Annotated in this window: 25 protein-coding genes; 6 read left to right on the top strand and 19 right to left on the bottom strand. The window is 35.3% G+C overall.

What is annotated here, in order from left to right; genetic code table 11:
• Positions 1-4: 4 nt before the first annotated feature.
• From pfkA to dnaE, 6 genes are all read right to left on the bottom strand, one after another.
• A complete protein-coding gene (gene pfkA / locus BN1242_RS09950) occupies positions 5-964 on the bottom strand; it encodes a 6-phosphofructokinase (RefSeq protein WP_062355157.1) in 960 nt (319 codons plus the stop codon).
• Between the two features lie 162 nt (positions 965-1,126).
• On the bottom strand, positions 1,127-2,104 hold the full coding sequence (gene accA / locus BN1242_RS09945) for an acetyl-CoA carboxylase carboxyl transferase subunit alpha (protein WP_062355155.1): 978 nt from the start codon (positions 2,102-2,104) through the stop codon (positions 1,127-1,129).
• Complete coding sequence (accD, locus tag BN1242_RS09940; protein ID WP_062355151.1) at positions 2,089-2,964, bottom strand: acetyl-CoA carboxylase, carboxyltransferase subunit beta; 876 nt, start codon at positions 2,962-2,964, stop codon at positions 2,089-2,091. Before accD ends, accA begins: the two co-directional genes overlap by 16 nt.
• Positions 2,965-3,089: 125 nt before the next feature.
• Positions 3,090-3,698: a FadR/GntR family transcriptional regulator gene (locus tag BN1242_RS09935; RefSeq protein ID WP_062355148.1), complete on the bottom strand. Its 609-nt coding sequence runs from the start codon at positions 3,696-3,698 to the stop codon at positions 3,090-3,092.
• A 20-nt stretch (positions 3,699-3,718) separates the two neighbouring features.
• Complete coding sequence (gene ystJ, locus BN1242_RS09930) at positions 3,719-4,945, bottom strand: NADP-dependent malic enzyme (protein WP_062355144.1); 1,227 nt, start codon at positions 4,943-4,945, stop codon at positions 3,719-3,721.
• 155 nt (positions 4,946-5,100) lie between these two features.
• Positions 5,101-8,469 (bottom strand): DNA polymerase III subunit alpha, encoded by a 3,369-nt coding sequence (gene dnaE, locus BN1242_RS09925; RefSeq protein WP_062355141.1) that lies wholly within the window; start codon positions 8,467-8,469, stop codon positions 5,101-5,103.
• Between the two features lie 223 nt (positions 8,470-8,692).
• Between dnaE and ytrH the strand changes: the two genes are divergently transcribed.
• Positions 8,693-9,025: a sporulation membrane protein YtrH gene (gene ytrH, locus BN1242_RS09920; protein ID WP_062355139.1), complete on the top strand. Its 333-nt coding sequence runs from the start codon at positions 8,693-8,695 to the stop codon at positions 9,023-9,025.
• A complete protein-coding gene (ytrI, locus tag BN1242_RS09915; protein ID WP_062355134.1) occupies positions 9,022-9,525 on the top strand; it encodes a sporulation membrane protein YtrI in 504 nt (167 codons plus the stop codon). The genes ytrH and ytrI overlap by 4 nt, the downstream gene beginning before the upstream one ends.
• A 64-nt stretch (positions 9,526-9,589) precedes the next feature.
• On the opposite strand, the gene BN1242_RS09910 is transcribed toward ytrI, so the two are convergent.
• A complete protein-coding gene (locus BN1242_RS09910; protein ID WP_062355131.1) occupies positions 9,590-10,528 on the bottom strand; it encodes a DHH family phosphoesterase in 939 nt (312 codons plus the stop codon).
• A 144-nt stretch (positions 10,529-10,672) separates the two neighbouring features.
• On the opposite strand from BN1242_RS09910, the gene BN1242_RS09905 reads away from it, so the two are divergent.
• Positions 10,673-10,978 carry a YtpI family protein gene (locus BN1242_RS09905; RefSeq protein WP_062355128.1) on the top strand — a complete coding sequence of 102 codons (306 nt, stop codon included), beginning with the start codon at positions 10,673-10,675 and terminating at the stop codon, positions 10,976-10,978.
• A 43-nt stretch (positions 10,979-11,021) separates the two neighbouring features.
• Here BN1242_RS09905 and BN1242_RS09900 read toward each other — a convergent pair whose 3' ends face one another.
• The 3 genes from BN1242_RS09900 to BN1242_RS09890 all read right to left on the bottom strand — a co-directional run bounded on the left by BN1242_RS09900 (position 11,022) and on the right by BN1242_RS09890 (position 13,636).
• Positions 11,022-12,326: a DRTGG domain-containing protein gene (locus BN1242_RS09900; RefSeq protein WP_062355125.1), complete on the bottom strand. Its 1,305-nt coding sequence runs from the start codon at positions 12,324-12,326 to the stop codon at positions 11,022-11,024.
• Between the two features lie 118 nt (positions 12,327-12,444).
• Complete coding sequence (locus BN1242_RS09895; protein ID WP_062355122.1) at positions 12,445-12,675, bottom strand: hypothetical protein; 231 nt, start codon at positions 12,673-12,675, stop codon at positions 12,445-12,447.
• Between the two features lie 280 nt (positions 12,676-12,955).
• On the bottom strand, positions 12,956-13,636 hold the full coding sequence (locus BN1242_RS09890) for a metal-dependent hydrolase (protein ID WP_062355119.1): 681 nt from the start codon (positions 13,634-13,636) through the stop codon (positions 12,956-12,958).
• 353 nt (positions 13,637-13,989) lie between these two features.
• Between BN1242_RS09890 and BN1242_RS09885 the strand changes: the two genes are divergently transcribed.
• The gene (locus tag BN1242_RS09885) at positions 13,990-15,087 is read left to right on the top strand and encodes a M24 family metallopeptidase (RefSeq protein WP_062355115.1); all 1,098 of its coding nucleotides are present in this window, start codon (positions 13,990-13,992) and stop codon (positions 15,085-15,087) included.
• Between the two features lie 109 nt (positions 15,088-15,196).
• Here BN1242_RS09885 and ald read toward each other — a convergent pair whose 3' ends face one another.
• The gene (ald, locus tag BN1242_RS09880) at positions 15,197-16,330 is read right to left on the bottom strand and encodes an alanine dehydrogenase (RefSeq protein WP_062355111.1); all 1,134 of its coding nucleotides are present in this window, start codon (positions 16,328-16,330) and stop codon (positions 15,197-15,199) included.
• Between the two features lie 830 nt (positions 16,331-17,160).
• Between ald and BN1242_RS09875 the strand changes: the two genes are divergently transcribed.
• Positions 17,161-17,613, top strand: coding sequence for a universal stress protein (locus tag BN1242_RS09875; protein ID WP_062355108.1), 453 nt, complete (start codon positions 17,161-17,163; stop codon positions 17,611-17,613).
• A 110-nt stretch (positions 17,614-17,723) separates the two neighbouring features.
• Here the strand turns inward: BN1242_RS09875 and BN1242_RS09870 are convergent, their stop codons facing one another.
• The 8 genes from BN1242_RS09870 to sppA all read right to left on the bottom strand — a co-directional run bounded on the left by BN1242_RS09870 (position 17,724) and on the right by sppA (position 25,091).
• Positions 17,724-18,557 carry an EcsC family protein gene (locus tag BN1242_RS09870; protein WP_062355105.1) on the bottom strand — a complete coding sequence of 278 codons (834 nt, stop codon included), beginning with the start codon at positions 18,555-18,557 and terminating at the stop codon, positions 17,724-17,726.
• Between the two features lie 135 nt (positions 18,558-18,692).
• Positions 18,693-19,886: an acetate kinase gene (locus tag BN1242_RS09865; RefSeq protein WP_062355101.1), complete on the bottom strand. Its 1,194-nt coding sequence runs from the start codon at positions 19,884-19,886 to the stop codon at positions 18,693-18,695.
• Between the two features lie 279 nt (positions 19,887-20,165).
• A complete protein-coding gene (locus tag BN1242_RS09860) occupies positions 20,166-21,149 on the bottom strand; it encodes a class I SAM-dependent methyltransferase (RefSeq protein WP_062355098.1) in 984 nt (327 codons plus the stop codon).
• Positions 21,150-21,353: 204 nt separating this feature from the next.
• Complete coding sequence (gene tpx / locus BN1242_RS09855) at positions 21,354-21,854, bottom strand: thiol peroxidase (protein WP_062355094.1); 501 nt, start codon at positions 21,852-21,854, stop codon at positions 21,354-21,356.
• Positions 21,855-22,060: 206 nt separating this feature from the next.
• Positions 22,061-22,507 carry a GerW family sporulation protein gene (gene ytfJ / locus BN1242_RS09850; RefSeq protein ID WP_062355091.1) on the bottom strand — a complete coding sequence of 149 codons (447 nt, stop codon included), beginning with the start codon at positions 22,505-22,507 and terminating at the stop codon, positions 22,061-22,063.
• Positions 22,508-22,520: 13 nt separating this feature from the next.
• Positions 22,521-23,189, bottom strand: a complete 669-nt coding sequence (locus tag BN1242_RS09845) for a DUF2953 domain-containing protein (protein WP_062355086.1) — start codon at positions 23,187-23,189, stop codon at positions 22,521-22,523.
• A gap of 248 nt (positions 23,190-23,437) precedes the next feature.
• Positions 23,438-24,067 (bottom strand): RDD family protein, encoded by a 630-nt coding sequence (locus BN1242_RS09840; RefSeq protein ID WP_077216182.1) that lies wholly within the window; start codon positions 24,065-24,067, stop codon positions 23,438-23,440.
• A 13-nt stretch (positions 24,068-24,080) separates the two neighbouring features.
• Positions 24,081-25,091, bottom strand: coding sequence for a signal peptide peptidase SppA (gene sppA / locus BN1242_RS09835; RefSeq protein WP_062355083.1), 1,011 nt, complete (start codon positions 25,089-25,091; stop codon positions 24,081-24,083).
• Between the two features lie 118 nt (positions 25,092-25,209).
• On the opposite strand from sppA, the gene BN1242_RS09830 reads away from it, so the two are divergent.
• The gene (locus BN1242_RS09830) at positions 25,210-26,013 is read left to right on the top strand and encodes an NAD kinase (RefSeq protein ID WP_062355079.1); all 804 of its coding nucleotides are present in this window, start codon (positions 25,210-25,212) and stop codon (positions 26,011-26,013) included.
• The last annotated feature ends 14 nt before the right edge of the window (positions 26,014-26,027 follow it).

The following is a 26,027-nucleotide window of genomic DNA, read 5'->3' as shown; positions in this document are numbered from 1 at the left end:
AATATTATATCGACAATTCTTGTGATAATTGATAAATCTTTTTATCAATAGTATGTGGTGCATCTAGAATTTCATCTAAAGCATGACTAACTAACTCATTATTCATAATACCGACAGCACGTCCGCTTTTACCTTCCAACAACAATTCAACTGCATAAGCACCTAATCGACTTGCTAACACTCGGTCTGTTGCCGTTGGTGATCCACCTCTTTGCATATGGCCTAAAACGGACACACGAATTTCTAATTGTGTTCTTCTTTCTAATTCCTCCGCAAATTTCACACCGTTCGTAACACCTTCAGCAACTACAATAATACTGTGCTTTTTGCCACGGTCTTTTCCACGATTTAATTTCTCAATAACTTCATCCATTTGTTGTGGTTCTTCTGGAATTAGTATTGTTTCTGCTCCACCGGATAGACCTGCCCAAAGTGCAATATCACCAGCATTTCTTCCCATAACTTCAATTACGAAAGTTCTTTCATGGGAAGATGCAGTATCTCTGATTTTATCAATAACATCGATTGCCGTATTAACAGCTGTATCAAAACCGATAGTAAAGTCAGTTCCAACAATGTCATTATCAATCGTTCCAGGGACACCGATACAAGGGATACCTAATTTTGAAATTGCATTGGCGCCACGGTAAGAGCCATCGCCTCCAATTACGACTAGGCCATCAATACCGAATTTCTTCAATTGTTCATAACCTTTTTGTTGTCCTTCTTTCGTAACAAATTCTGGACAACGAGCAGAGCGTAAAAATGTACCTCCACGTTGAATAATGTCACCAACGGAGCCTATTTCCAGCTTTTCTATATTTCCATTAATAAGCCCTTGGTAGCCTTGATAAATACCATAGACTTCTAAATTATGGTAAATACCTTTTCGTACGACAGCTCTAATCGCCGCGTTCATTCCTGGCGAGTCACCGCCACTTGTTAAAACACCAATCCTTTTCATGCAATCACCTCGAAAAAGCAAATAATATCATAACCTTAATCAGTAGTTTTATATACTTTGTTAAGGAATATACAATAAACATACCATGAGTTGAAAATTTACTCAATAACTGCCATGAATTTGACTAAAAAAAATAGAACATGCTGAGAAAGTAGCATGTTCTTATTTTGACCCGATTACTTCATTTTTACTAATAAAACTGCCAATTTGGGCGTATTTATTATATCTCTCGTTCACTAATTCTTCTTTGGAAAGTGGCAATAGTTCCGTTAGCGCATCCAATAACATATTGTCAATAAATTCTGCTTGTTTTGCGATGTTATGGTGGGCACCACCCTTAACTTCCGGAATAATTTCATCGATTATATTTAATTGTTTTAAGTCTGGTGCAGTAATTTTCATCGATTCAGCTGCTTTTTTAGCTAGCGCTGCATCCTTCCACAATAATGCTGCTGCACCTTCCGGGGATATGACGGAATATGTGGAGTTTTCCAACATGAAAATTTTATTGCCGACACCGAGTGCTAAAGCACCACCTGAACCACCTTCACCAATGACAATACAAATAATTGGTACAGTTAGTCCGGCCATTTCAAACAGATTACGAGCAATGGCTTCACTTTGACCTCTTTCTTCTGCCGCTTTCCCTGGGTAGGCACCTTTCGTATCAATAAAACAAATAATTGGCCTGTTAAATTTCTCTGCTTGTTTCATTAGGCGCAATGCTTTTCGATAGCCTTCTGGATGAGGCATACCAAAATTACGACGAATATTCTCTTTCGTATCTTTTCCTCTTTGATGCCCAATTACCGTAACAGCTAATCCTTTATATCGACCTACTCCGCCAACTATTGCTTCGTCATCTCCAAAAAGACGATCACCATGACATTCAAAGAAGTCTTCAAATAAATGTTCGACGTAATCCAATGTCGTTGGACGATTAGGGTGACGGGCAATTTGGACACGATCCCACGGTTTTAAGTTTTTATAAATTTCCTTTTCTAGGTTGGCGAGTCTACTTTCTAATTTTGCGATTTCCGAACTTAAATCTACATCAGCCGATTTCGTGAACTCCTTTAGTTCCATAATTTTATTGCGCAATTCTATTATTGGTTTTTCAAATTCTAATTCCTGAACCAAGATAATTCCCCCCCAGGCTGATGCAAGTCCACTAGAAAGCCGAGTTTCTCCTTTAAGTCTTTCCGATGAATGACCGCATCTAATTGTCCATGTTTTAAGAGAAATTCTGCCGTTTGAAAATCCTCTGGCAAGTCTTCCCGTATCGTTTGTTCAATAATTCTTCTTCCAGCAAACCCAATTAAAGCACCTGGTTCTGCAAAATTAAAGTCACCTAAAGATGCGAAACTTGCTGATACACCGCCTGTTGTCGGATGGGTCATGACAGAAATAATTAAGCCACCATTATTACTAAACCTCTTTAAAGCTGCACTCGTTTTCGCCATTTGCATTAAACTTAATACCCCTTCTTGCATTCTAGCTCCACCTGATGCAGTAAAAATGATAAAAGGATGTTTATTAGCATCTGCTGTCTCAATTGCTCTCGTAATTTTTTCACCAACAACCGAACCCATACTACCCATACGGAAAGTAGAATCCATTATTGCGATAACTACTTCATTCCCTTGTAGTTTTCCTTTTCCAGTTACGACCGCTTCATTTATCTTTGCTTTTCGTCTATCCTTTTCCAACTTTTCTAAGTACTCTGGAAATTGCAACGGATTTTCTGAGATTAAATCTTTGTCCATTTCTTGAAATGAATTCTCATCTAAAAAGGTAATTATTCTTTCCTTCGCAGTCAATTGAAAGTGGTAGTTACAGTGTAAACAAACTTTTAAGTTTTTTTCTAATTCTTTTGTGAACATAATTTTTTTACATTGTGGGCATTTTGTCATGATGCCTTCAGGAATATCATTCTTTACATTTTCAACCTGAATGGTTGCATATTTTTTCTTTTGTTTTGTAAAAATATCTTTAAGCAAGGTACTTCCTCCCTTGTTCGAAAAACCCATATTTTATTGGATTTTACACATTACTTATTCCCATATTTAATGGTTGTACAATTACTTTACCGTATAATAATTAATAAGTTTGTCGAAATCTGTCCTTATCGTTCGACATTTACAATTTTCCGATAGTACAGGAAAGCTTTATCTTTGTTTCTTGCATTAACTGCCTCTATTAAATCAAGATAGTCTCGTTCATAATTTGAATGTTGAAGAATGGATAAAGATTGGGCAAATTTAGATAATATTCTCCAAATCTTTAATTGTAGTCGGTTTTCTGTACTTTCAATGATATATTTAAAAAAATCATATCCATTTATATCCCTATTTTTCCATTTTTCCAATTCAAGCTGAATATTTTTTTCCATTAAAGTATAAAGACTGCCGATTTCAATCAAATTCACCATATCTAACACATCGTTTTTAGCGACATCATTTCTTAAAATAAAACCACTTAATATTTCTACTAATCGATGATTGCGGAAATCGGCAATGAATGTACCCTCTCCACGTCTCGTTTCAATCAAACCTAAAAGTTCCAAAGCACGAAAAGCCTCTCGAACAGAGGAGCGACCGACGTTTAGTTGAACGGCTAAGTCGCGTTCAGACGGAAGCTTGTCCCCTGTTCGCAATTGTTGTTCATCAATTATTTCTTTTAGCTTTTCTACCACATCTAAATAAACTTTAGATTGAATTTCTGCTTGGCTCATTTCTCACATCTCACGCGCCTTTATATAGAAGCTAGTCTTTTTGTTTTTTCTCTTACTTCATTTTGGTCCATTTTTATTCTTGCCACACCTGTTTCCATTGCTGCTTTTGCTACTGCTGCGGCAACTTCTGGCGCTACTCTAGAATCAAATGGATTTGGAATTACATAATCTTCATTTAGCTCCGAATCATTAATTAATGAAGCAATTGCTTCCACTGCTGCTAGCTTCATCTTTTCATTTATTTGTGTTGCTCGAACATCTAATGCACCACGGAAAATACCTGGAAATGCTAAAACATTGTTTACTTGATTTGGGTAATCGGAACGCCCAGTACCAACAACAACAGCACCGGCTGCTTTTGCTTCTTCTGGCATTATTTCTGGAACAGGATTGGCCATAGCAAAGATGATTGGTTTGTCATTCATTGTTTGAACCATCTCTTTCGTAAGAGCACCTGCAACAGATACACCGATAAATACATCTGCACCTTTGATTACTTCTGCTAAAGAACCTTGTTTTTTAACTCGGTTTGTGAACTTCGCAATCTCTGTTTTCACTTCATTCATTCCAAAAGGTCTATTTTCATATATAGCCCCTTTGGAATCACACATAATAATATCTCGTACACCGTAATGGTAAAGTAGCTTAATAATGGCTATTCCCGCAGCACCTGCACCGCTTGCTACAACTTTTATTTCTGTCATTTTTTTGCCAGTAATTTTAAGTGCATTCACGAGCCCTGCTGCTGTAACAATTGCAGTACCGTGTTGGTCATCATGGAAGATAGGAATATTCATTTCTTTCTTTAATCTATCTTCAATAACAAAACAATTCGGGGCTGCAATATCTTCTAAATTAACTCCACCAAAAGTTGGTTCTAATAATTTTACTGTTTCAATGATCTTTTCAATATTTGTCGTATTTAAGCAAATGGGAAATGCATCAACGCCTGCAAAGCTTTTAAAAAGGACTGCTTTCCCTTCCATTACTGGCATTGCTGCTTCTGGTCCAATATTACCTAAACCTAGAACTGCTGTCCCATCGGAAACGACTGCAACGGTATTTCCCTTCATCGTATATTCATACACCGTTTCAGGGCGATCGTATATCACCTTACAAGGCTCAGCAACTCCTGGAGAATATGCTAAACTTAAATCTTTTGCATTTTGGACAACTACTTTCGGGGTTGTTTCTAACTTTCCTTCATGAACACGATGCATATGCAATGCTTCTTCCTTAAACGTCAAAGAAACTCACTCCTATTAATAAGAGATTTTTTCACTAAGTGGTCTGACCACATACATCTCTTTTTTCATCTTAACATAAAATGATTGTTTGTAAAGAAATAAATTGTTACTAGGTAATAAAAACAGATGTTAAATGTTTGTAATGACACCGAAAATTATTCCTTTAATACAACATTATTTTCTCCTAAAAGCTGTTTTAATTCAGTAATGCTTGTACTTTCAATATTAATCCAATTATCGGGTAAAAGTTGGACAGTTCGATGGTCTTGTTCATAATATATTAGTACCGGAGTATTACCAATATGTTTCGTTAATATATTTTTTAATTTCATCAATGTTGTTTTCCGATGCAATTGTTCGGGTACTTTAATATATAATTTTAATTTCATCCGACCTTTCAGTTCTTCTATTGATTGAACCTCCTGAATAATGAACTGGGGGTTTCCATTTCGAACTTCTTTTACCCCTGTCAATAATACGGTAGTTCCTTCTTTTATTAGAGAACCGTATTTTCGAAACATGTCTGGAAAAATAACGCTAGCCAGTTCAGCGTATTCGTCATTAAGTGTCAAGAACGCCATTACTTCACCGTTTTTTGTTCGGATTTTTTTCATTTGGGTAATATATGCACCAACTTTTTCTCCACGCATTTGTGTTGTTAATTCATCAAGTAGTTTTGCTCCAGCAGAAGTTAATAGTTCACGATGAATAGAAACAGGATGTTCTGATAGAAATAATCCTAAAACTTGTTTTTCCATTTTTAATTTAATTTCTATAGGCATCGGTTCCACTTTTTCATATTTTGGTTTTATCGAATCTGTTAGTAAGTTCAACTGATCTTCATCTGGCTTCATAAAATCAGCATGGTTAATTGCAACATCTAATGTTGCTAAAAGGGTTGCCCGATCATAACCAAATTCGTCAAAGCTGCCAGAGTAAATAAGGCATTCCAACGTTTTACGGTTAATAATCTTTAAGGAGACTCGCAAACAAAAATCAAAGATATCTGTAAATTCCCCTTCTTTTCTAGCACGAGTAATTTCTTTTAACGCTTGGATACCAATTCCTTTAATGGCAGCCAAACTATAGCGAATATTGTTATTATCTACATGAAAGCGATAACTGCTTTTGTTAATGGAAGGTCCTAACACAGTATAGCCCATTTGTTTTATTTCTCTAACATATTCCGCTATTTTTTCTTCATTACCAATTACGGAAGTTAGAAGAGCAGCCATAAATGGTAACGGGTAATGGGATTTCAAATAGGCTAGTTGATAGGAAATCATACTATATGCAACCGCATGGCTTCGATTAAACCCATAGTCAGCAAAACGCACAATTAAATCGTAAAGCGCATTTGCAACTTCTTCGTCGTACCCCTTTCCTTTGGCACCAAGAACGAAATGAGCCCGCTCTCTATCTAATATTTCACGTTTTTTCTTAGAAACAGCTCTCCGAAGAAGATCTGCCTCACCTAACGAGAACCCTGCAATTTTTGAGGCAATTTGCATAATTTGTTCTTGATAAACAATAACCCCGTATGTTCGTTTTAATATTGGCTCTAAATCTTTGTGCAAGTAGGTAACCGCTTCTTGTTGATGCTTCCTGCGAATATACACAGGGATATTGCTCATTGGACCTGGTCGATATAAAGCATTTACGGCCACAATGTCTTCAAACTCCGTCGGTTTTAGTTCCATTAATACTTTCCGCATTCCTTCTGACTCTAATTGGAAAATACCTGTCGTTGCGCCTCTTTGCAAAAGCTTAAATGTTGCTTCATCATATTTTGGAATATCTTTTAAAGCTAGTCTCTTTCCTCCATAATATTGAATGTTTGCTAATATAGATTCAAGTAATGATAAATTTCGAAGTCCTAAGAAATCCATTTTTAATAAGCCAAGTTCTTCAATAGTCCCCATTGGATATTGTGTTAATAAAACATTGCCTGTGCCGTTTTGTAACGGAACTAATTCTACTAAAGGAAGGTCACTAATGACTACACCTGCCGCATGGGTAGAAGTATGGCGCGGCAATCCTTCAATTTTCATCGCTATCGAATAAATTTTTTGATACTGTTCATTTAGAAGAAGTTTTTGTAAACTTGCCGATTCTTTTCTCGCTTCTGTTAATGTAATACCTAATTTACTAGGGATAGATCGTGAAAATTGTTCTAATTCTTTACTAGATAATCCGAATACGCGGGCGACATCACGGAGTGCTTGTTTTGCTGCAAACGTTCCGAACGTAATAATTTGCGCCACATGGTTTTTCCCATATTTTTTTGCAACATACTCGATTACTTCATCCCGCCGATGATCAGGAAAATCAATATCGATATCAGGCATCGTTACCCTTTCTGGATTTAAAAAACGCTCAAATAATAAATCAAATTTGATTGGATCCACATCGGTTATTCCTAACACATAGCTTACTAGTGAACCCGTTGCTGATCCTCTTCCAGGTCCTACCGTAATTCCTTTCGATCTAGCAAACCGAACGAAATCCCAAACTATTAAGAAATAATCACTAAAGCCCATTTCTTGGATGATCTTCAATTCATAATTAAGCCTATCCAAATATTTTTGTGGCGGATTTTCTATACGCCAGGACAGTCCCTTTTCACAAAGCTCGCGCAAATATTCACTAGCAGTCTTGTTTTGAAGCGGATATTTTGGAAGGAGCGATTGATGGAATTCGATTGTAACATTACAATTTTGTGTAAGTTTTTCTAAATTTTTCATAGCGATTGGATAATTTTCAAATAGTAGTTCTATTGCTTCACGATCTTTTAAAAAATAATGTTCAACGGATGACCTTGTGTTGATATTATCAATCGTTGTATTATCTTTAATTGCCTGCAAACATTTCCATGAAAAGTAATCCTCTTTATTTAAAAAATAAATAGGATTTGTTGGAATATACGGGAATGATATTGTTTCCGATAATTGTAATACTTGTTGCAGCAATACGTTACTTTCCCTTGTAGGGATACTTTGAATCGATAAATAAAAATTACCGTTCCCAAAATATTCATTAAAAAATTTTGCTAATGAAGTTGCTTCACGTTCTTTTCCCGCTAACAATAAATGTTCAATTTCCCCTTCCATCCCTGGAGAGATAACAAAAAGATCTTTTTTATAATGGTTAAGCCATTTTAATGGAATGCCTGAAGGTGACTGGGTCTGAATCGCACTAGAAATTTTTAATAAATTTTTTAAACCGTTTTGATTTTTTGCTAAAAAAATGAGTGGATATGTTTGTACTTTTTTCCATGTTCCAGATTGGTCTTCTATGTTTCCGTTTTTATTATGTAAAATATTTGCTGTTAGACCAATAATTGGTTTTATTTGATTTTCGAGGCATGCTTTATAAAAAGGAATTAACCCATACAGGGCGTTTTTATCTGTTAAAGCAATCGCCTCATATCCTCTTTGTTTTGCCGTTTTTACTAATTGTTGTGGTGTTATTGTGCTTGATAATAGCGAGTAAGCACTATATGTGTGCAGGTGAATAAAACTCATACTATTCCCCACCATTTCTATTTTACTTATTGTTCATTTTCTACATTATAGTATATTTTTTTGCCTTTTACATTGTTTTATCATTGTTAAGCCAATGGAAGAAGAAGTCATGGAGAAGAAAATTCTTCTTCATGTCGTTGCATAAATTTGAAGGACTAACCATATTTATAACTAAAGCATGTCCTACTTGCTATAAAACCTAATAGAATCGGGGTTGACAGAAATGAATGAAGCTTTTGTACCAACCTTTGTTCACACCTTTTTCATTGCGCTAGGAGTCATACTCGGTGGATCGTTAATTGGCGGGTTAGCAGCTTTTCTCACAGGGAACCCACCATTAACAGAAATTTCCCGTTTATCTAATAGCTTACGAATTTGGGCGATTGTCGCAGCGATTGGAGGAACGTTCGATGCAGTATATAGTTTTGAACGCGGACTTTTACAAGGTGAAACACTTAGCCTAGTGAAACAAGTTTTACTTATATTATCGGCATTGGGCGGTGCACAAACAGGCTCGACGATTATTACTTGGTTAACACAGGAGCAGATGCCATGAGAATTCCGCCTTTTTACCGCTTACCAACGTTCCAGCGATTTTTTTTCGGAATGGTATTAGGTGCACTTGTAAGCTGGCTATTATTTTTATATATGTTCGGTTCGTATCAAGAAGAACAAACGAAAAAAATAGCCGAACAAAAAAATTTAATTGAAGAACTAGAACGAGAGAAAAGAATTTGGCAAGAAGATTTTCGGGAGTTAAATGAAAAAAATAAAAAATTACTAACAGTAAATGAGATTAAAGTAAAAATTTCTAATGCTCATAAATATAATCTCGATCTACTTAGTAAAGTAAAAGCTGAGGAATCTGTTAAAGAAGATATTAATATGATGCTGGCAAAGGATTTAAGTTTAGTTGCTAAAAGTACAGATTTATTAAAAAAAGTAATTGAGAATAAAATATTAAAAATTAACGATAAGCGGTATCGTCTTCAAATAAAACAAATAACTATTTATACAACGCTAACTATTCAGTTGGAACTACGCTTAGCGGATTAAGATTGGAAAAAAAAGGCTATCTAACAATTTTAGATAGCCTTTTCTCCTAATAGTTCTATGTTTTTTACTCCGTACAAACTGCTTCCAAATCGGCTATTACTGAGTCTACCGTGTCCCAAGAGTAAATAGAAGCACCTGCTGCAAGTGGGTGGCCTCCACCTTCGTATTTCTTTGCTATCCCGTTAATAACTGGGCCTTTTGAACGGAGGCGCACTCGAATTTGATCCTCTTCCTCAATAAAAAAAGCCCATGCTTTTAATCCAGCAATATTCCCTAACGAACTAACTAGTAAGGATGCCTCTGCAGCACGCAATTGATATTTAGCAAGCATTTCTTTTGAAATTAGTACTTTCGCTACCCCATTACCAATAATTTCAAAATTTTGATAAATATATCCTTTTAATTTCACCATATTTGGTTTCATCTCATACATTTTATCATATAGTTCATTCCTGGAAAAAGGATACTTCACTAGTTCACTAGCATAGGAAAAAGTTTTATCCGTTGTACTAGGATAAAGAAACCTTCCCGTATCGCCAACAATGCCTGCATATAAAAGTTCAGCTGCTTCTGTTGTTAATTTTAGTCCGTTACTTTTTCCAAATAAATATAATTCATAGATCATTTCACTTGTGGAACTCGCCCCGGTGTCCACCCAATACAAATCACCATATGGATCTTCATTTGGATGGTGATCAATCTTAATTAAATAGTCGCCTTTTTTATATCGTTGATCAGAAATGCGTTCTTGATTAGCTGTATCACATACAATAACTAATGCTCCTTCATACATTTCATCAGGGACTTCATCCATTGTATTTAAAAATAGTAAAGTTTCCTCATTATCACCTACAGTAAAAACTTGTTTCGCTGGAAAACTTTCTTGAATTATTTTGGCAAGCCCCCCTTGCGAACCGTAAGCATCTGGGTCAGGGCGTATATGTCGATGAATGATAATCTTTTCATATTCTCGAATCTTCAATAATATTTCGTCTTTCGTCATTTTTCTCTCCTTCTTTCACAGGAATATTTATTATGTAAATGGAAAGCGGTGGCTTCCTAGTTTATCGTTAAAAAAAGCGTTATATTAGCATTGATTTAAATTTCCATGTAAAATGATAGCAGATTTAGGAGATGGGGGATTCGCATGCCGGTTATTGTTATTCTAATTGTTGCATCATTATCATTTTATGTATTTTATAAAATTAAATCATTCCGAACGAAAAATGTATTAGAAAAAAGATGGATTGGTACGAAATCCAGTATTGCGTTAGGTGCTTTCGTTTGTTTTTTCGGGATTAATCAGCTTTATTTAAACTATACAACTATCTCGATTGTCATTGGCAGCATTTTTATTATTGTGGGACTGTTTAGTATTTGGACTAGTTACAAGGCGTATAAGTACTATTTACCACATATCGCCAATCTATATCGAGAAAGCCAACAAAATTAATAGACGATTTTAAAGTAGAGTGAGCAGTACCCACTCTACTTTTTTATCTATCAATAAATTGAAAAGTCATCATCGCTTTCGCAATAATTTGTCCTTCATGAAAAACTTCCACATCGATTTTCCCGAATTTTCTACCCATGTCTAATATTTTGGGCGAGACCTCCACTTTACCATCAATTTGAACTGGTTTAATAAAATAAATCATTAAATGATCAGCTACAAAGTTTCCCCGTTTCGTTAGGCGAAATGTCCTACTAGCAGACTCTATTACAATTGAAGTGAGCACACCGTAAGAGAGAGTACCGTGATGATTAGTCATCTGTGGAGAAATTTCAAATGTGAATAGATGGTCATTATCGTCAATGGTTGTTAAATTGTTGGAAATAATATCATCGATTGTTTCACCTACATGAGGTTGGCGCTGACTAGTTTGTAATGCTTTTAACACATCCCGCCTCGTAATAATTCCTCGTAAACGATTTTGCTCGTCTACTACTGGTAATAAATCGATTCCTTCCCAAATCATTAAATGAGAAGCAGATGCGACACTCATATTACTATTTGTAACGATTGGATTTTTTGTCATTATCTTTTCAACAAGTCGCTTTTTCTCTTGATTAATGACATCTTTAGAAGTAATCATCCCTTCTACTTTCAATTGCTGATCAACAACTGGAAAACGAGTATGACTTGAGATTTTATTCAGTTCATGCCATTTTTCTACCTTATCATTGACAAATAAATAGTATGTATCTTCTTTCGGAATTAGTATATCCTCCACTAATAAAATATCTTTTTTAATTAATTGGTCATAAATGGCGCGGTTGATAATGGTTGCCACAGTAAAAGAATCATAACTTGTCGAAATTACTGGCAATTGAAATTCGTCTGCGAGTTTTTTTACTTCTTCTTCAATATTAAATCCACCAGTAATTAAGATGGCTGCTCCCTTTTTTAATGCTTCTTTTTGTGCATCGGAGCGGTTACCGATAATTAATAAATTTCCAGCTTCTATATAACGTAGCATGTCTTCTAATTTCATCGCACCGATTAAAAATTTGTTCAACGTTTTATGCAAACCACTTTTACCACCTAAAACTTGACCATCAACGATATTCACTACTTCAGCGAACGTTAATTTTTCAATATTTTCTTTCCGCTTTTGTTCAATTCGAATAGTACCGACACGTTCAATAGTACTAACAAACCCTTTATTTTCTGCCTCTTTTATTGCTCGATAAGCTGTTCCTTCACTAACATTTAAATCTTTTGCGATTTGGCGAACGGATATTTTTCCTCCAACTGGTAAATCTTCAATATACTTCAAAATCAATTCATGTTTTGTCAATGGTTTCACCTACAAAATAGTTGTCTATTATGAATCTCTACTCAAGCTATAGTATTTATTATAAGGTGAACCATTTCCACATTCAATAAAATACCTGCTTTATTAGTGAATTGTTCCGTTATTCATATACTCGTACTTTCTTTACGGATTGTTTTTGTAACATTTTCTTCTGTTTTTTCGGACTATATAACACCGCATATAAATTTCCGGCGATTGCCATTAATAAAAAGGCGAGCCAAAACCAGGAGAAGTATAGTTCCATGCCGTTTCCTTTTAAACTTAACCGAGGCAGTGCAAAATATAGTAGCACCCCACAGCATAATAACGCTAATATATAGCGATTTCTCATTGTAACACTTCCCTTCCATAATATATGAACTTGGTTCAGTATATGCGAGATTGCTAGAAAAATGTACAAGTTTCACCTAATACCAGCCATAAAAGTTCTCCTTTTCGATGTCTTGCATAGTTAGCAAAACAACAATAAGGGGGTTCAGATTAAAAAAACTGAACCCCCTTTTGTTAGTTTAATGATTTTTACATGCTATTTAATTTTTATCTTGTGGAATTTCCTATAAAAATATTATATGGACGCCATATAAACTGAGCGTCCATAACTTACCGACTATTTATAACTCGAAGGAATCTCCGGGTAACATAATTTTACCGTTATCTTGTTTCAGCATGCGAATAAACTTCTCTGGGTCTTGTTTAATAACTGGAAAAGTATTGTAATGTATCGGCACCACTGTAACAGCTTGAAGAAGCTCTGCTGCGTATGCCGCATCCTCTGGTCCCATCGTAAAATTATCACCAATTGGAAGAAAAGCAAGGTCAATCCAATGGCGATCACCAATTAATTTCATATCGGAAAATAACCCCGTATCTCCAGCATGGTAAATTGTGCGATCCTCCATCATTAACAAGACACCTGCTGGCATTCCGAAATAGACAAAATTTTGTTCATCCATTTCGATACTATTACTATGGAAAGCTTGGGTAAATTTTACCGTACCAAAATCAAAAGTATAAGACCCACCAATATTCATACCGTGCGTTTTTAACCCTTTCCAGCCTAAATATACGGCTAATTCGTTCACTGCAATGACAAGTGCATCTTTTTTCTTAGCCAGTTCAATCGTATCCCCAAGATGGTCCCCGTGGCCATGGGTTAAAATGATGATATCCGGGCTCTCCTCTTCGACTTTCAGGTCTGTTAATCCATTTCCAGTAATAAACGGATCGATGAGAATTGTTTTTCCTTTCGAAACAATTTTTACAACAGAATGACCATGATAAGAAATTTTCATCAACATATTCTCCCTTCATATTCATCTTTCATATATAGATTCTCGATAATTTTAAATAATCCTGCCAAGTTTTGAAGGTTTACGAATGTGAAACAAAGTGCTATTCTATTTTTATTAATTAGGCTATGTTATTGTTTATTATTTTTTTAGGCAGTTGTTGATTGTAGTGTAAGGCGGCGACTCCGACGGGAACAGAATGAGCAAGAAATAACGAGATGGCGTAGCGTCGAAGCGGCTGAGGCCGTGCCCGCGGAAAGCGTCCGCCTGAAACGGAAATCAACACCAATCTTTAACATAGCCATAAATTAAAAATATGACATACCGTATATAACTGGTTTTTGAGGTGAAAATTTATGTTACATCGTATTAATGCCATGATGGAGTGGCTACAAAAAGAAGATGCCGATACGGCAATTATAACTTCTTCAGAAAATGTATTTTATTTTAGCTCATTTTTTAGTGACCCACACGAAAGACTATTAGCCATTGTTTTATTCCGTGAACAAGAACCATTTTTAATTTGTCCACAAATGGAAGTAACAAGTGCAAAAAATGCCGGATTCGCTTATCAAGTGCTCGGATACAGTGATACTGAAAATCCGTGGGACTTAGTGAAAGCTGAAATAAATAAACGTGTTGGTAATGTTCAAAAAATAGCTGTAGAAAAAACACATATGAATATCGAACGTTATGAAACATTGGCTGCGATTTTCCCAAATTCTGCTTTTATCCAAGCAGAAGATATTTTAAATGAATTACGTTTGTTAAAAGATGAACAAGAAGTGGAAAAACTTCAAAAAGCTTGTGAGCTAGCTGATTATGCTATTGAAGTTGCCGTCAATACGATTCGCGAAGGCGTTACTGAACTGGAAATAGTAGCTGCTATTGAATACGAGTTGAAGAAAAAAGGTGTCGAACAAATGTCCTTTGCCACAACGGTACTGACCGGTGCAAATGCGGCTTCCCCACATGGCACACCAGGTTTAACGAAAGTGCAATCAGGAGACTTTGTCTTATTTGATTTAGGTGTTGTGTATAAAGGTTATTGTTCCGATATTACCCGGACCGTTGCATTCCGTGATGTGACAGAAGAACACGTCCAAATTTATGAAACCGTGTTAAAAGCGCAAGAAGCAGCGATTGCTATAAGTGTTCCCGGGGTAAGTTGTGCAACTTTAGATAAAACAGCACGAAATATTATAAGGGAAGCTGGTTACGGTGAATACTTTACCCATCGACTTGGACATGGACTCGGAATTAGTATCCATGAATATCCTTCAATTACTGAAACGAATGATTTAACGTTAAGAAGTGGGATGGTATATACAATCGAACCAGGAATTTATATCCCAAATGACATTGGTGTAAGAATTGAAGATGATGTTTTCATTACCGACCAAGGTGCTCGTCTTTTAACAAAATATCCAAAGAACTTACAAATTGTGAAATAACTTTTTGTTGGAAACTTCCTTCAAAACTCGCTGAAGTTCTTTTAATAAAAGGCAAGTGGTTGATTAATTTTCCACTTGCCTTAATTTACTATTAGACTATCATCAATGTTTAACCTACCATTTCACCGACTAATAATAGTGACTTCGTATCCGCATAGTCTAACTGATGTGCATCTGCGACCCCTTTATGTGTCACATATCCATTTAATGTGTTAATACCTTTTAGTAATGTTTCGTTTTCTAAACATGCTTTCTTATATCCTTTTGAAGCTATTTGTAATGCATAAGGAATCGTTACATTTGTTAGTGCGAGTGTAGAGGTTCTAGGCACAGCACCTGGCATATTTGCAACGGCATAATGGACAACATCATGTTTGATATAAATAGGGTCATCATGAGTTGTTACGCGGTCGGTCGTATCGAAAATACCGCCTTGATCTATCGCGATGTCTATTACAACAGAACCAGCGCTCATTCCCTTAATCATATCTTCTGTTACTATCTTTGGTGCCTTTGAACCAGGTATTAAAACTGCTCCAATGACTAAGTCAGCATTTTTCACTGATTCTGCAATATTGTAAGGGTTCGACATTAATGTATTTATTTCATAATGGAAAATATCATCTATTTGTCTTAATCTATCAGGATTAACATCTAATATCGTCACTTTTGCTCCAAGACCAATAGCTACTTTAGCTGCATTCGTTCCAGCAACACCACCACCAATAATGGTAACATTTCCTCTTTGAACACCTGGGACTCCAGATAGAAGGATTCCTTTCCCACCATTCACCTTCTCTAAATATTGTGCTCCAACTTGAACGGCCATTCGTCCAGCAACTTCGCTCATCGGTGTAAGCAAAGGCAAGCTCCCGTTATTCAGTTGAACGGTTTCATAGGCGATTGCCACCACTTTTTTCCTTAATAATTCCCTTGTTAATTCCAATTCATTAGCTAAATGCAAATATGTAAATAAAATTAATCCTTCACGGAAATATTTGTATTCACTTGGAAGCGGTTCTTTTACTTTCATTACCATGTCTTTATCCCAAGCTTCTTTCGCAGTTTCCACAATTATTGCTCCCACTTTGCGATAGTCTTCATCAGTAAAACCAGAACCTAAACCAGCACCTGTTTCGATAAAGACGGTATGTTGATGATTGACAAGATGAATTACTCCAGCGGGACTCATTGCTACCCGGTTTTCATTGTTTTTAATTTCTTTTGGGATTCCGATTTTCATAATATACCTCCATTTTTTTTAATGTCTGTTAGATTGTTAGTTAAGTAAAATATCTTCACTAACAACTCGATTCTAAAAAAGACATACAACTAAACTTCAAACTTATTTTTCGAAAAATATAAAAACATATTTCTTCTTTCCACTGTAGAAAACTTAGTAAAACGTCGCCTCCGCTTGGGCCAACACGACGTTGGTCATGCAGACGTTGCGGCAGGACGCCGCGTACTTAGTCTGCGAACATTGATGGCTAGCTGCGGCTCCTAGCGGCTAGCGAACTTCACCAAGCTTCTGTTCGATAAGTCAACATCGGCTCATTCTTCGCCGTGTTTCCTTTATCTCCGCCAGCTTGGCTCCAGTTCGTACGCCGCTGTACAGTCGCCTCCGCTTTTCTGTCCAGCTGCGGCTCCTAGCGGCTAGCGAACTTCACCAAGCTTCTGTTCGATAAGTCAACATCGATTCGCAGGGCTCATCGTGTTTCCTTTATCTCCTGCGGTTTGGGTCCAGTCCATACGCCGCTAAACAGTCGCCTTCGCTTTTCTTTGGCTAGCTGCGGCTCCTAGAAACGGGTGGACTTCGCTCGCCTCCACTTCGATAAGTCATCATCGACTCGTTCCTCGTCGTGATTCCTTTATCTCGCTCTTGGCTCCCTCCAGTCCCCCCGTTTCTGTACAGTCGCCTCCGCTTTTCTTTTCATTCTACAATAGGTTTCTACTTTTTGAACAGTATAACACTTTTATTAAGCGCTTTCAATTTTCTAACTTTTGTTAAATAATATACAGACTTACTATATTTTTTATAGTATAATATAAATATAAAGGAGGGGATTATCTATGGTAAAGACTTATAAAAATATAATTGTTGCATTAGATGGTTCAAAAGAAGCTGATTGGGCATTTAGAAAAGCAGTGGACATTACCGTTAGAAATGATAGTCAATTATACTTAGTCCATATAATCGACATCCGGACATTTGCCACTTTGGAAGCATACGATCAAACGATTGCAGAAAGAGCAGACAACTATGCGAAAGAATTGTTAGAAGAATACAGGCATGAAGCATTACTAGCAGGTTGTAAAGATCCGAAAACAGTAATTGATTATGGATCCCCAAAAGTGAAAATCCCAAAAGATCTTGCAAAAAAATATCAGGCAGATTTAATCCTCTGTGGTGCAACTGGATTAAATGCGGTAGAACGTTTTTTAATCGGAAGCGTTTCCGAACATATTGTTCGTTATGCACCATGTGATGTGTTAGTGGTACGAACGGACAAAGAAGAACATTGAACGTTAGACTAGTAGAAAGTTTATTAGCAAAAAAATTCCAATGAATTTTCACTAATTATACGGGTCTGTTCCATTACTTCGGAACAGACCCTTTTTCCATTCAGTAACGATTATGTAATTTTTTCACTAATATAGCGATACTGATAAAACCTTTTCGCAAATTCTGTTATGTTTTTTGTGAAATGGTAATTCAATCCTGCACCGAAAAACATACTAACGAAAGAAAAACGATCTTCTTTTTTATTTCGAAATAAAGTGATTAGTAAAAGTTTTAACACCTGCATAATCGGAGCAGTTAACCAAGTGGTATCTGTAAGTTGCTCGTTCCCATCATAAAAATATTTCACTTCGTCCTTCTTTACTTCATCTAGTAAATCAAACCATGCCTTATTACGAAATCTTTTCGGTAAAGTAGCACAATGAAATATTTTAAGAGCCATCATCATTTCGAACGGTTTTTTTACATCATATCCATATGAAATACTAATAAGTTGAATAGCTCGTAAGTTAATTACAGCCATAGCTGGTAAGTCTGCCAGTAATAAAATATTGCTTTTAGTTCCTAGTGATGCACCTTGAAATAAGGAATAAAGTTGATGGATGGATGATTGCCTGTCTGCAAATAAATTTAAATATTCAATTGGCAATATTTTTAAATCGTTAATTGTTTCAATCTCGGTATGAGTTGTTTTCGCTTCTGTTAATAAACGCTCGATTCTCTTGTCTAAACTCTCCGTTTGTTGGATGGCAGTTTGAATAAAAAATATCCACTGATCTAATTGCTTGAAAAATTGATTTTGTATATTTTCAGGTAATTTAGATACAGTTGCCTCTATCCATTGATCAACCTTATACTCAAAATCATAGGCTACATAATTCAATTGTTCTTGTTCCCAATTTTTTATTTGTTCCCAAATTTCTCGTTCATATTTTGTCAGTTCCATCATCACACCTCAACATATGTAGCAATAGTAATTACCAATTAGTATAGCATATTTAATATTTTTTTTACATTATGAAAAAAGCAACCTAGTCATCAAATAAAATGATTAGGTTGCTGAATTATATTATCCTTATAATTACATATTAGCTAGTCTAACTACGTCACGAGCAATTACTACTTCTTCATTTGTTGGAATAACGATTACTTTTACAGGTGAAAATGGATAGTTAATGAATTTTTCTACACCAATTGCCTCATTATTAGCATCTTTATCCCAATATACACCCATAAATTCTAAACCGTGAAGCACTTTTTCACGCACTATGGCACTATTTTCGCCAATTCCTGCAGTAAAAATAATTGCATCGACACCATTCATTCTTGAAGCATACGAACCGATGTATTTATGAATTCGGTTAGCAAATACTTCTAACGCCAGTTCCGCACGCTCATTACCTGCTTCTGCCTCGTTTTGAATATCGCGTAAGTCACTAGAAAAACCAGAGATTGCAAGGAGACCACTTTTCTTATTTAATGTATCAATTACTTCTTCGGCTGATTCCCCTGTTTTTTCCATAATATACGGGATTAAAGCGGGGTCAATGTTACCAGAACGTGTTCCCATTGTAACCCCAGCTAATGGTGTGAATCCCATTGAAGTATCCACTGATTTTCCGCCTTCAACTGCTGCAATACTAGCACCATTCCCTAAATGGCAGGAAATTAACCGCAGTTGTTTAATTGGACGTTCCAATAATTCCGCTGCTCTTTGTGTTACATACTTATGGGATGTCCCGTGGAAGCCATATTTACGAATACCATACTTTTCATAATATTCATAAGGCAAGCTGTATAAATAAGAACTAGGTGGCATTGATTGGTGAAAGGCGGTATCAAACACAGCTATATGTGGAACATTCGGTAATATTTTTGTGAACTCCTTAATTCCTGTAATATTAGCTGGCATATGTAGTGGTCCTAAATCAACTAATTCATAGAGTTTATCCATCACTTTATCAGTAATTAATACCGAATCTGTGTAAGTTTCACCACCATGTAATACTCGGTGACCAACACCATTTATTTCATCAAAAGATTGAATAATACCATTGGATAATAATTCATCTAAAAGTAATTTTACTGCTACTTCATGATTAGGAATATTTTGAGTGAATTCTTTTTTCTCGCCATTCACTTTTATACTAAAGATACTATCATTTAAGCCTATTCTTTCTACAAGACCTTTCGTAATTACATGTTCTTCAGGCATCTCAAATAATTGGAATTTCAAAGATGAACTTCCAGCATTAACTGCTAAAATTTTCGACATATATCTCGCTCCTCATCTGTATCGTATTGCTTTTTTTATTATGACCTAAACTGTCATTTGTATAAATAATTATATTGTGAAGTATATCTCAAGCATATCATTTCCATTTAATCACTCGTTGTACATTTTTTCAATGCTTTACTATAAGTGGTAACGTTTTCGATAAAAAGTAATTTTTTTGTGATGATTTCCACAAGAGGATATATTCCGTTTTTTGGAATGTTTTTATTATAAATATATTTTTATATAAAAATAAAACAGACCGTTAATAGATCTGTTTTACTTATTTTCTCTAATCCACTGATCAATTTTCAGCATGATATTATGAACTGCCTGCTTATTTGTTAGTTGCGGCATATTAATTAATAAAACTTCTTTAGGTGCCTTTACATTCTTTCCTTGTTTTTGTAATACAAAAAGGCTTTTTGCCGACTGCTTTGATTTAAACATGGATTCAGGTAATTGTATAACAGCTTGAATATGTAAGTGGTCTTTCAAATAAACATGTAATTTTTTTGCCTCCGAACTTTCAAACAAATTATTAGGAATGACAAAAAATAAATATCCGCCTTCTTTCGTATGGCGCGTACTTTGCTCAATGAATAAATGGTGGGCGTAGGAATGACCTTCTTCCGAACTTAAAAAATAATCTTTCGCACGTTGATCATTTGGATAATATCCAATTGGTAAATCACAAATAACTATATCAACTGGGTCCACAAATAGCGGTTCTAGACTATCTTGGTTAAAAAATTGGACAGCATGCTGTTGCATATTCGCATTAACATAAGCAAGTTGAAGTAAAATATCATCTACTTCGATCCCAGTCGCTTCAATGTGTAATCCTTCCAGCTGATTAATAATCGTTAATAATAAATTACCTGTTCCGACTGCAGGGTCTAAAATCGATAAATGGGAGTAGTGGTGATGGAGCTTTTTAATTAAGAATGATAAGAAAATTCCAATAGAATCGGGTGTCATTTGGTGATTCGGTTGGACATTTTCTTTCATTCCTTTCAAGCAAGCAAGTTGAAACGCTTTACGGAAGTCTTCATTTGTTGCCATTTTTGGTAATGTTTGATAGGTTTTATCCAATCGTTTTTTTGCTACTTCACTTATTTCCTCTTGCAACACGGTATCATGAAAAATATTTTCCCCCGTCTCTGCTAAAGCTTCTAAAAAAGAACAGTCTAGTTCATTTTTTAATATATTGGCTGAATCATTTAATACCGAGAATATTGCTTCTACTGGGGTTTGATTCATTTTCATCCTCCTCGTACTTCTCTACTATATACCATATTGGGCATTTACCTATTGTAGCATAAATTTATTTCCTATTGAAATGAATTAAGGTGTTTCTAAAATTGGACAGAAAAAAAGGGTAACCCTCCAAATATCGTTTATAGGACTTAAGTATCACTATAAAGAATAATTTTGGACAGAAACCCAAAAAGTTAATGTAACTATTTATTTTGCCGCTCTAGCTGCGGCGATGGCTGCATCGTAATCCGGATGTTCACCAACTTCCGGAACATATTGTACGTATGTAATAGTATTAGAAGAGTCAATAACAAAAACGGAGCGAGCTAACAAGCGTAGCTCTTTCATATGAACCCCATATGCATCACCGAATGACAAGTCTCGATGGTCAGACAAAGTTTGTAAATTATCAATACCAGCAGCAGCACACCAACGTGCTTGTGCGAAAGGTAAATCAACACTGATTGTCAGTACTTGAATATTGTCCAATTTTGCAGCTTCTTCATTAAATTTACGTGTTTGAGCGTCACAAATCCCAGTGTCTATCGATGGAACAACACTAATTAACTTTACCTTTCCTGTAAAATCGTTTAAGGTTACTTCTTTTAAGTCATTCGTTAAAACGGTAAAGTTTGGTGCCTGATCACCTACTTTTACTTGATCACCAACAAGTGTTACAGGATTTCCTTTAAATGTAACTTGAACCATTTCTTAACCTCCTAATTAAGACAATTTCCAGTTTGGATATATTTATAATACATCAGTCACTAACTATAATCAAAAATCTAAACATATTCCATCATTTAATAACAAATCAAAAGGATGTTCCAGAAGAGTATGAACAACCCGTTACTATATCGGATTATTATGTCACTCTGCAAAGGAACATCCTAAAATATTGAAGTTATGTGAAATTAAATACTAAAGCTATCAGTTGAGTTAGAACTGTTTTGTGACGATTGACTGCTTTGGTCACTTTGGTTATTTCCCTTTTTAGACATCATTTGCTGAATTTTTTCCACTGCTTGTGGTGCTATGTCAAGAATTTTTTCAAATAAATGGGTGTTTTCATCTAAATGCAACATTTTTACTCCAGAACTATTGACAACTAAAAAGGCAATTGGCGTAATAGAAACACCACCACCGCTACCTCCGCCAAACGGGTGTTTCTCTTTCTCTTCGTTATCTAACATAAATTCGCTCCCACCTGCTGCAAAACCGAATCCAACTTTGGATACCGTTAAAATAACACTACCATCTGGCGTTTCAACAGGATCACCAATAATCGTATTAACGTCGATCATCTCTTTTAAATTTTCCATTGCAGTTGTCATTAAACCTTGAAGTGGATGTTCTGACATCTTAATAACCTCCTCATTGCGCTGTATGCTCATCTTTTTGCATATTCAATTTAGTCAATGGTTTTGACTTAAACTTTGGTTTGCTTCCGCGCCAATATTTAAGAATTTTAATACCTGCTAAAATAGCATGCCCGATACGAACTTGAATCATACAAAAAAGCTCTGTTTTTGCAATTTTTTGTTGAAAACTTGGGGCTATATGGATATTTGGATATACTTTCAAAGAAAAGAATTTACTTAAAAGGCCTACGACAACTCCCTTTATTCCCCAAGCTACTCCCGTAATCATCCCTGTTTGGCTAGCATCTCCTGTCCCAATAACAGTTTTCCAATCGAATTTTATAATCTGCACTTTCTTGAGAAAAGTTTGGACTATTTTATTCAAACCAATTACTCGATTAACGACAAGTTTTATATCATGGAGTGACTTTAACCCACTATCCTCTACATCTTGTTGTTTTGCCATTTGGTCATTGTTATTTTGTTGTTCCGGTTGATCATCTTTATTTTTTCCATCTAACAAATTTATTTTAAATTTAATAATGCCAAATAATAAAATTACTACTATTTGTAGAAGGTCTTTACTATTAGCATGAGAATATGTAACTTTAAGTTTCACTTTTGAAAAAATGACAACTAGTAATAGTAAAATAAGAGCAACTATAATTATTAACCAGACCAAATTTTCCACAACCTTTCAAATGAACAGTATCGACTGTTACCGAAAAAAATAAACATGAAGAAGGCGGAACTTTGTGGATTTTCCAGTTATCAAACCAAACTCTCAATAATCATGCTTGAAAAGGAAAAAGGGATTGCCCCACAAATGAAATCTTTAAACTACCGAAAATAATGTAGTTGCTCACTACAAAATTTCAAGTAAGTCCATTAGACTTCATATTTTGGGCAATCCCAATATTATCATTGACCTTATATAGTTGCAGGTTGTTTTTTTACAACATTCTCATGAATTACGGCTGTATCTGCAAATATATCATGTAGACCCTGTTTTTTAGGTAAGAAAATAACTAAAAAGTATAAAATCTTTACCGTAACAGAAATATATCTGCCAATCCATTCACGAAAAATGACCGTCCCCCAAGTTAACGATTTTTCTTTTAATGGAATAACTTTTAAACCGAAAATCATTTTTCCTAACGTTTGTTGGAAAAATTTCGTCATTAAAATAAAATATAAATAAAAAACTGCTGCAGTTGCCAATGTGTAAGGTGAAAAAAGGCTAATTTCGTTCATTGGCCAATCAAAATATCGGAAAAGTGGTGTAATTATCATTCCTGTTATTGCAGCAATTAAAATAATGTCGACTAAATAGGCCCAAAAACGCATCCAAAAGCCAGCATAAACTAGATTGTCCACTGGATCTTTACCACTCGGTTCTTCTGTTTGCAACTGGCCAGTTACTACTCGTTGCTCTAATACTTTTTCTTCTATATCTTTTTCGATTTTCCTCGTTGTATCATTATCATGATTGTTAAACTTAGTTTTTAATTCCTCTATTTCAGTATGATTTAAATTATTTTGCTCGAAATCTTTATTCATTTTCCACCCTCCCTTATTCAGAATATAAGTACATTAGTCTTGGAGAGTTGCGGTTATTTAATAAGTTAATTAAAAAAGTGGTTTCAGGATTTTCTCCGACGATTTTTTTAGCTGTTAATCCAAATAAGGACCCCAGACCGAGAGCACTATCTGTATAACGGACTACTTGAGCTCCTTGTAGCTTCTGGTCTTTTTTCAGAGCTGCAATTGTATCTTCTAAATAACCAAATTCATCGATTAAGTTTAATTCTTTCGCCTGATATCCATCATAAATTCTTCCATCAGCAACTTTTCTTACTTCTTCTTTAGACATTCCTCGTCCATCGGCAATAACTTCTACAAATCCTTCGTAGGAATTATTTATCATTGCTTGCATAATAGCTTCTTCTTCTTCAGTCATTTTCCTCGTTTGGCTCATAATGTCTTTATGTGGCCCACTTTTAATTACTATATGCTCTAAACCAAGCTTCTCAGCTAGTTCGGTAATATTCATACTATCCATAATTACCCCTAGCGAACCAGTTAATGTTTCTTTACTAGCAAAAATTTTCGTAGCTGGCGCAGATATGTAATAACCACCCGATGCAGCCATAGAGCCCATGGATACATATATTGGTTTTTTCTTTTCTTTCAATATTTCCACTAGCTTATCATGAATTTCTGCACTTTCTACTACTCCGCCACCAGGTGAATTGACTCTTAATACGATACCTCTAACTGATGAATCATCTTTAATAGCATTTAATTTTTTCATAAATAATTGATGGTTATAGCCTGTGCTAGCAAAAAATGAATCGGTAGCCCCAGTATCTTGTATAACTCCTTCCACATCTAAAACAACAATTTTTTTAGAAGCATCTCCATCTTCCAATACTTCTTCCATAAACGGTGAATCACTAAGAAGTAAATTGCTCAAAGATTCTTCCCTATCACTAAAGAAAAAACTAGTAAAAGCTGAAAAAATGGTTGAAACAATTAAAACTGCTGCAGCAATACCTAATGCTGCCCAACGTTTTCCGTTCATATAATCCTCCTCTAAATTGGTTTGTTTAACAATTAATGATAAACTAATAATAAATATACTTTTAAATTATAACAAATAACTTGTTTTATTAAAAAAAATTTGGAGGGAATTAACTATAATGGAAAATAGGCGTAACATATATTTTTATTCGAGTAATAAGATAGAAATAAGAAATAAGGTTGAGCATTTGCAAAACTTAGCGCGACAACATGAATTTATCGTAGTCGACCAACCAAATAACGCAAATATTATTGTTAGTGTTGGTAGCGATGGTACTTTTTTAGAAACCGTTAGAAAAACCGGATTCCGCGATGACTGTTTATACGTTGGAGTGTCTATAGACAAGCAACTTGGTTTTTATTGTGATTTTTACATAGACGATATAGATAAAATGATTGAAGCAACGAATAACAAAGTGATCGAAGTGAGGAAGTTTCCAACAATTGAGGTCACAATTGATGACGAAAAACCATCCTTTTATTGTTTAAACGAATGTACGATTCGTTCATCTATTGTGAAGGCGTTTGTAATGGATGTTTATATCGATGATTTTCATTTTGAAACATTCCGTGGAGATGGGATGGTAATCTCTACCCCAACTGGTAGTACAGGGTATAATAAATCGGTGCACGGTGCAGTTGTAGACCCCCTTCTCCCTTGTTTCCAAGTAAGTGAGCTTGCTTCTTTAAATAATAATAAGTACCGGACATTAGATTCTTCTTTTATATTAAGCGGCGATAGAAAGCTGCGCTTAGAAATTGTTCAAGACGGTAATGACTATCCGATGGTTAGCATGGATAACGAAGCATTAGGAATTAGTCATATGAAAAAAGCGGAAATACAATTAAGCGGAAAAGTAATTAAAACCGTAAAGCTGAAAGATAATTCATTTTGGAATCGCGTGCAGCGAACATTTTTATGAGATAACATGAAAAG

The sequence above is a fragment of the Bacillus kwashiorkori genome (assembly GCF_001375515.1).
GTDB lineage: Bacteria > Bacillota > Bacilli > Bacillales > Caldibacillaceae > Bacillus_BK > Bacillus_BK kwashiorkori.
This window is presented reverse-complemented; position numbering and strand designations above follow the sequence as displayed.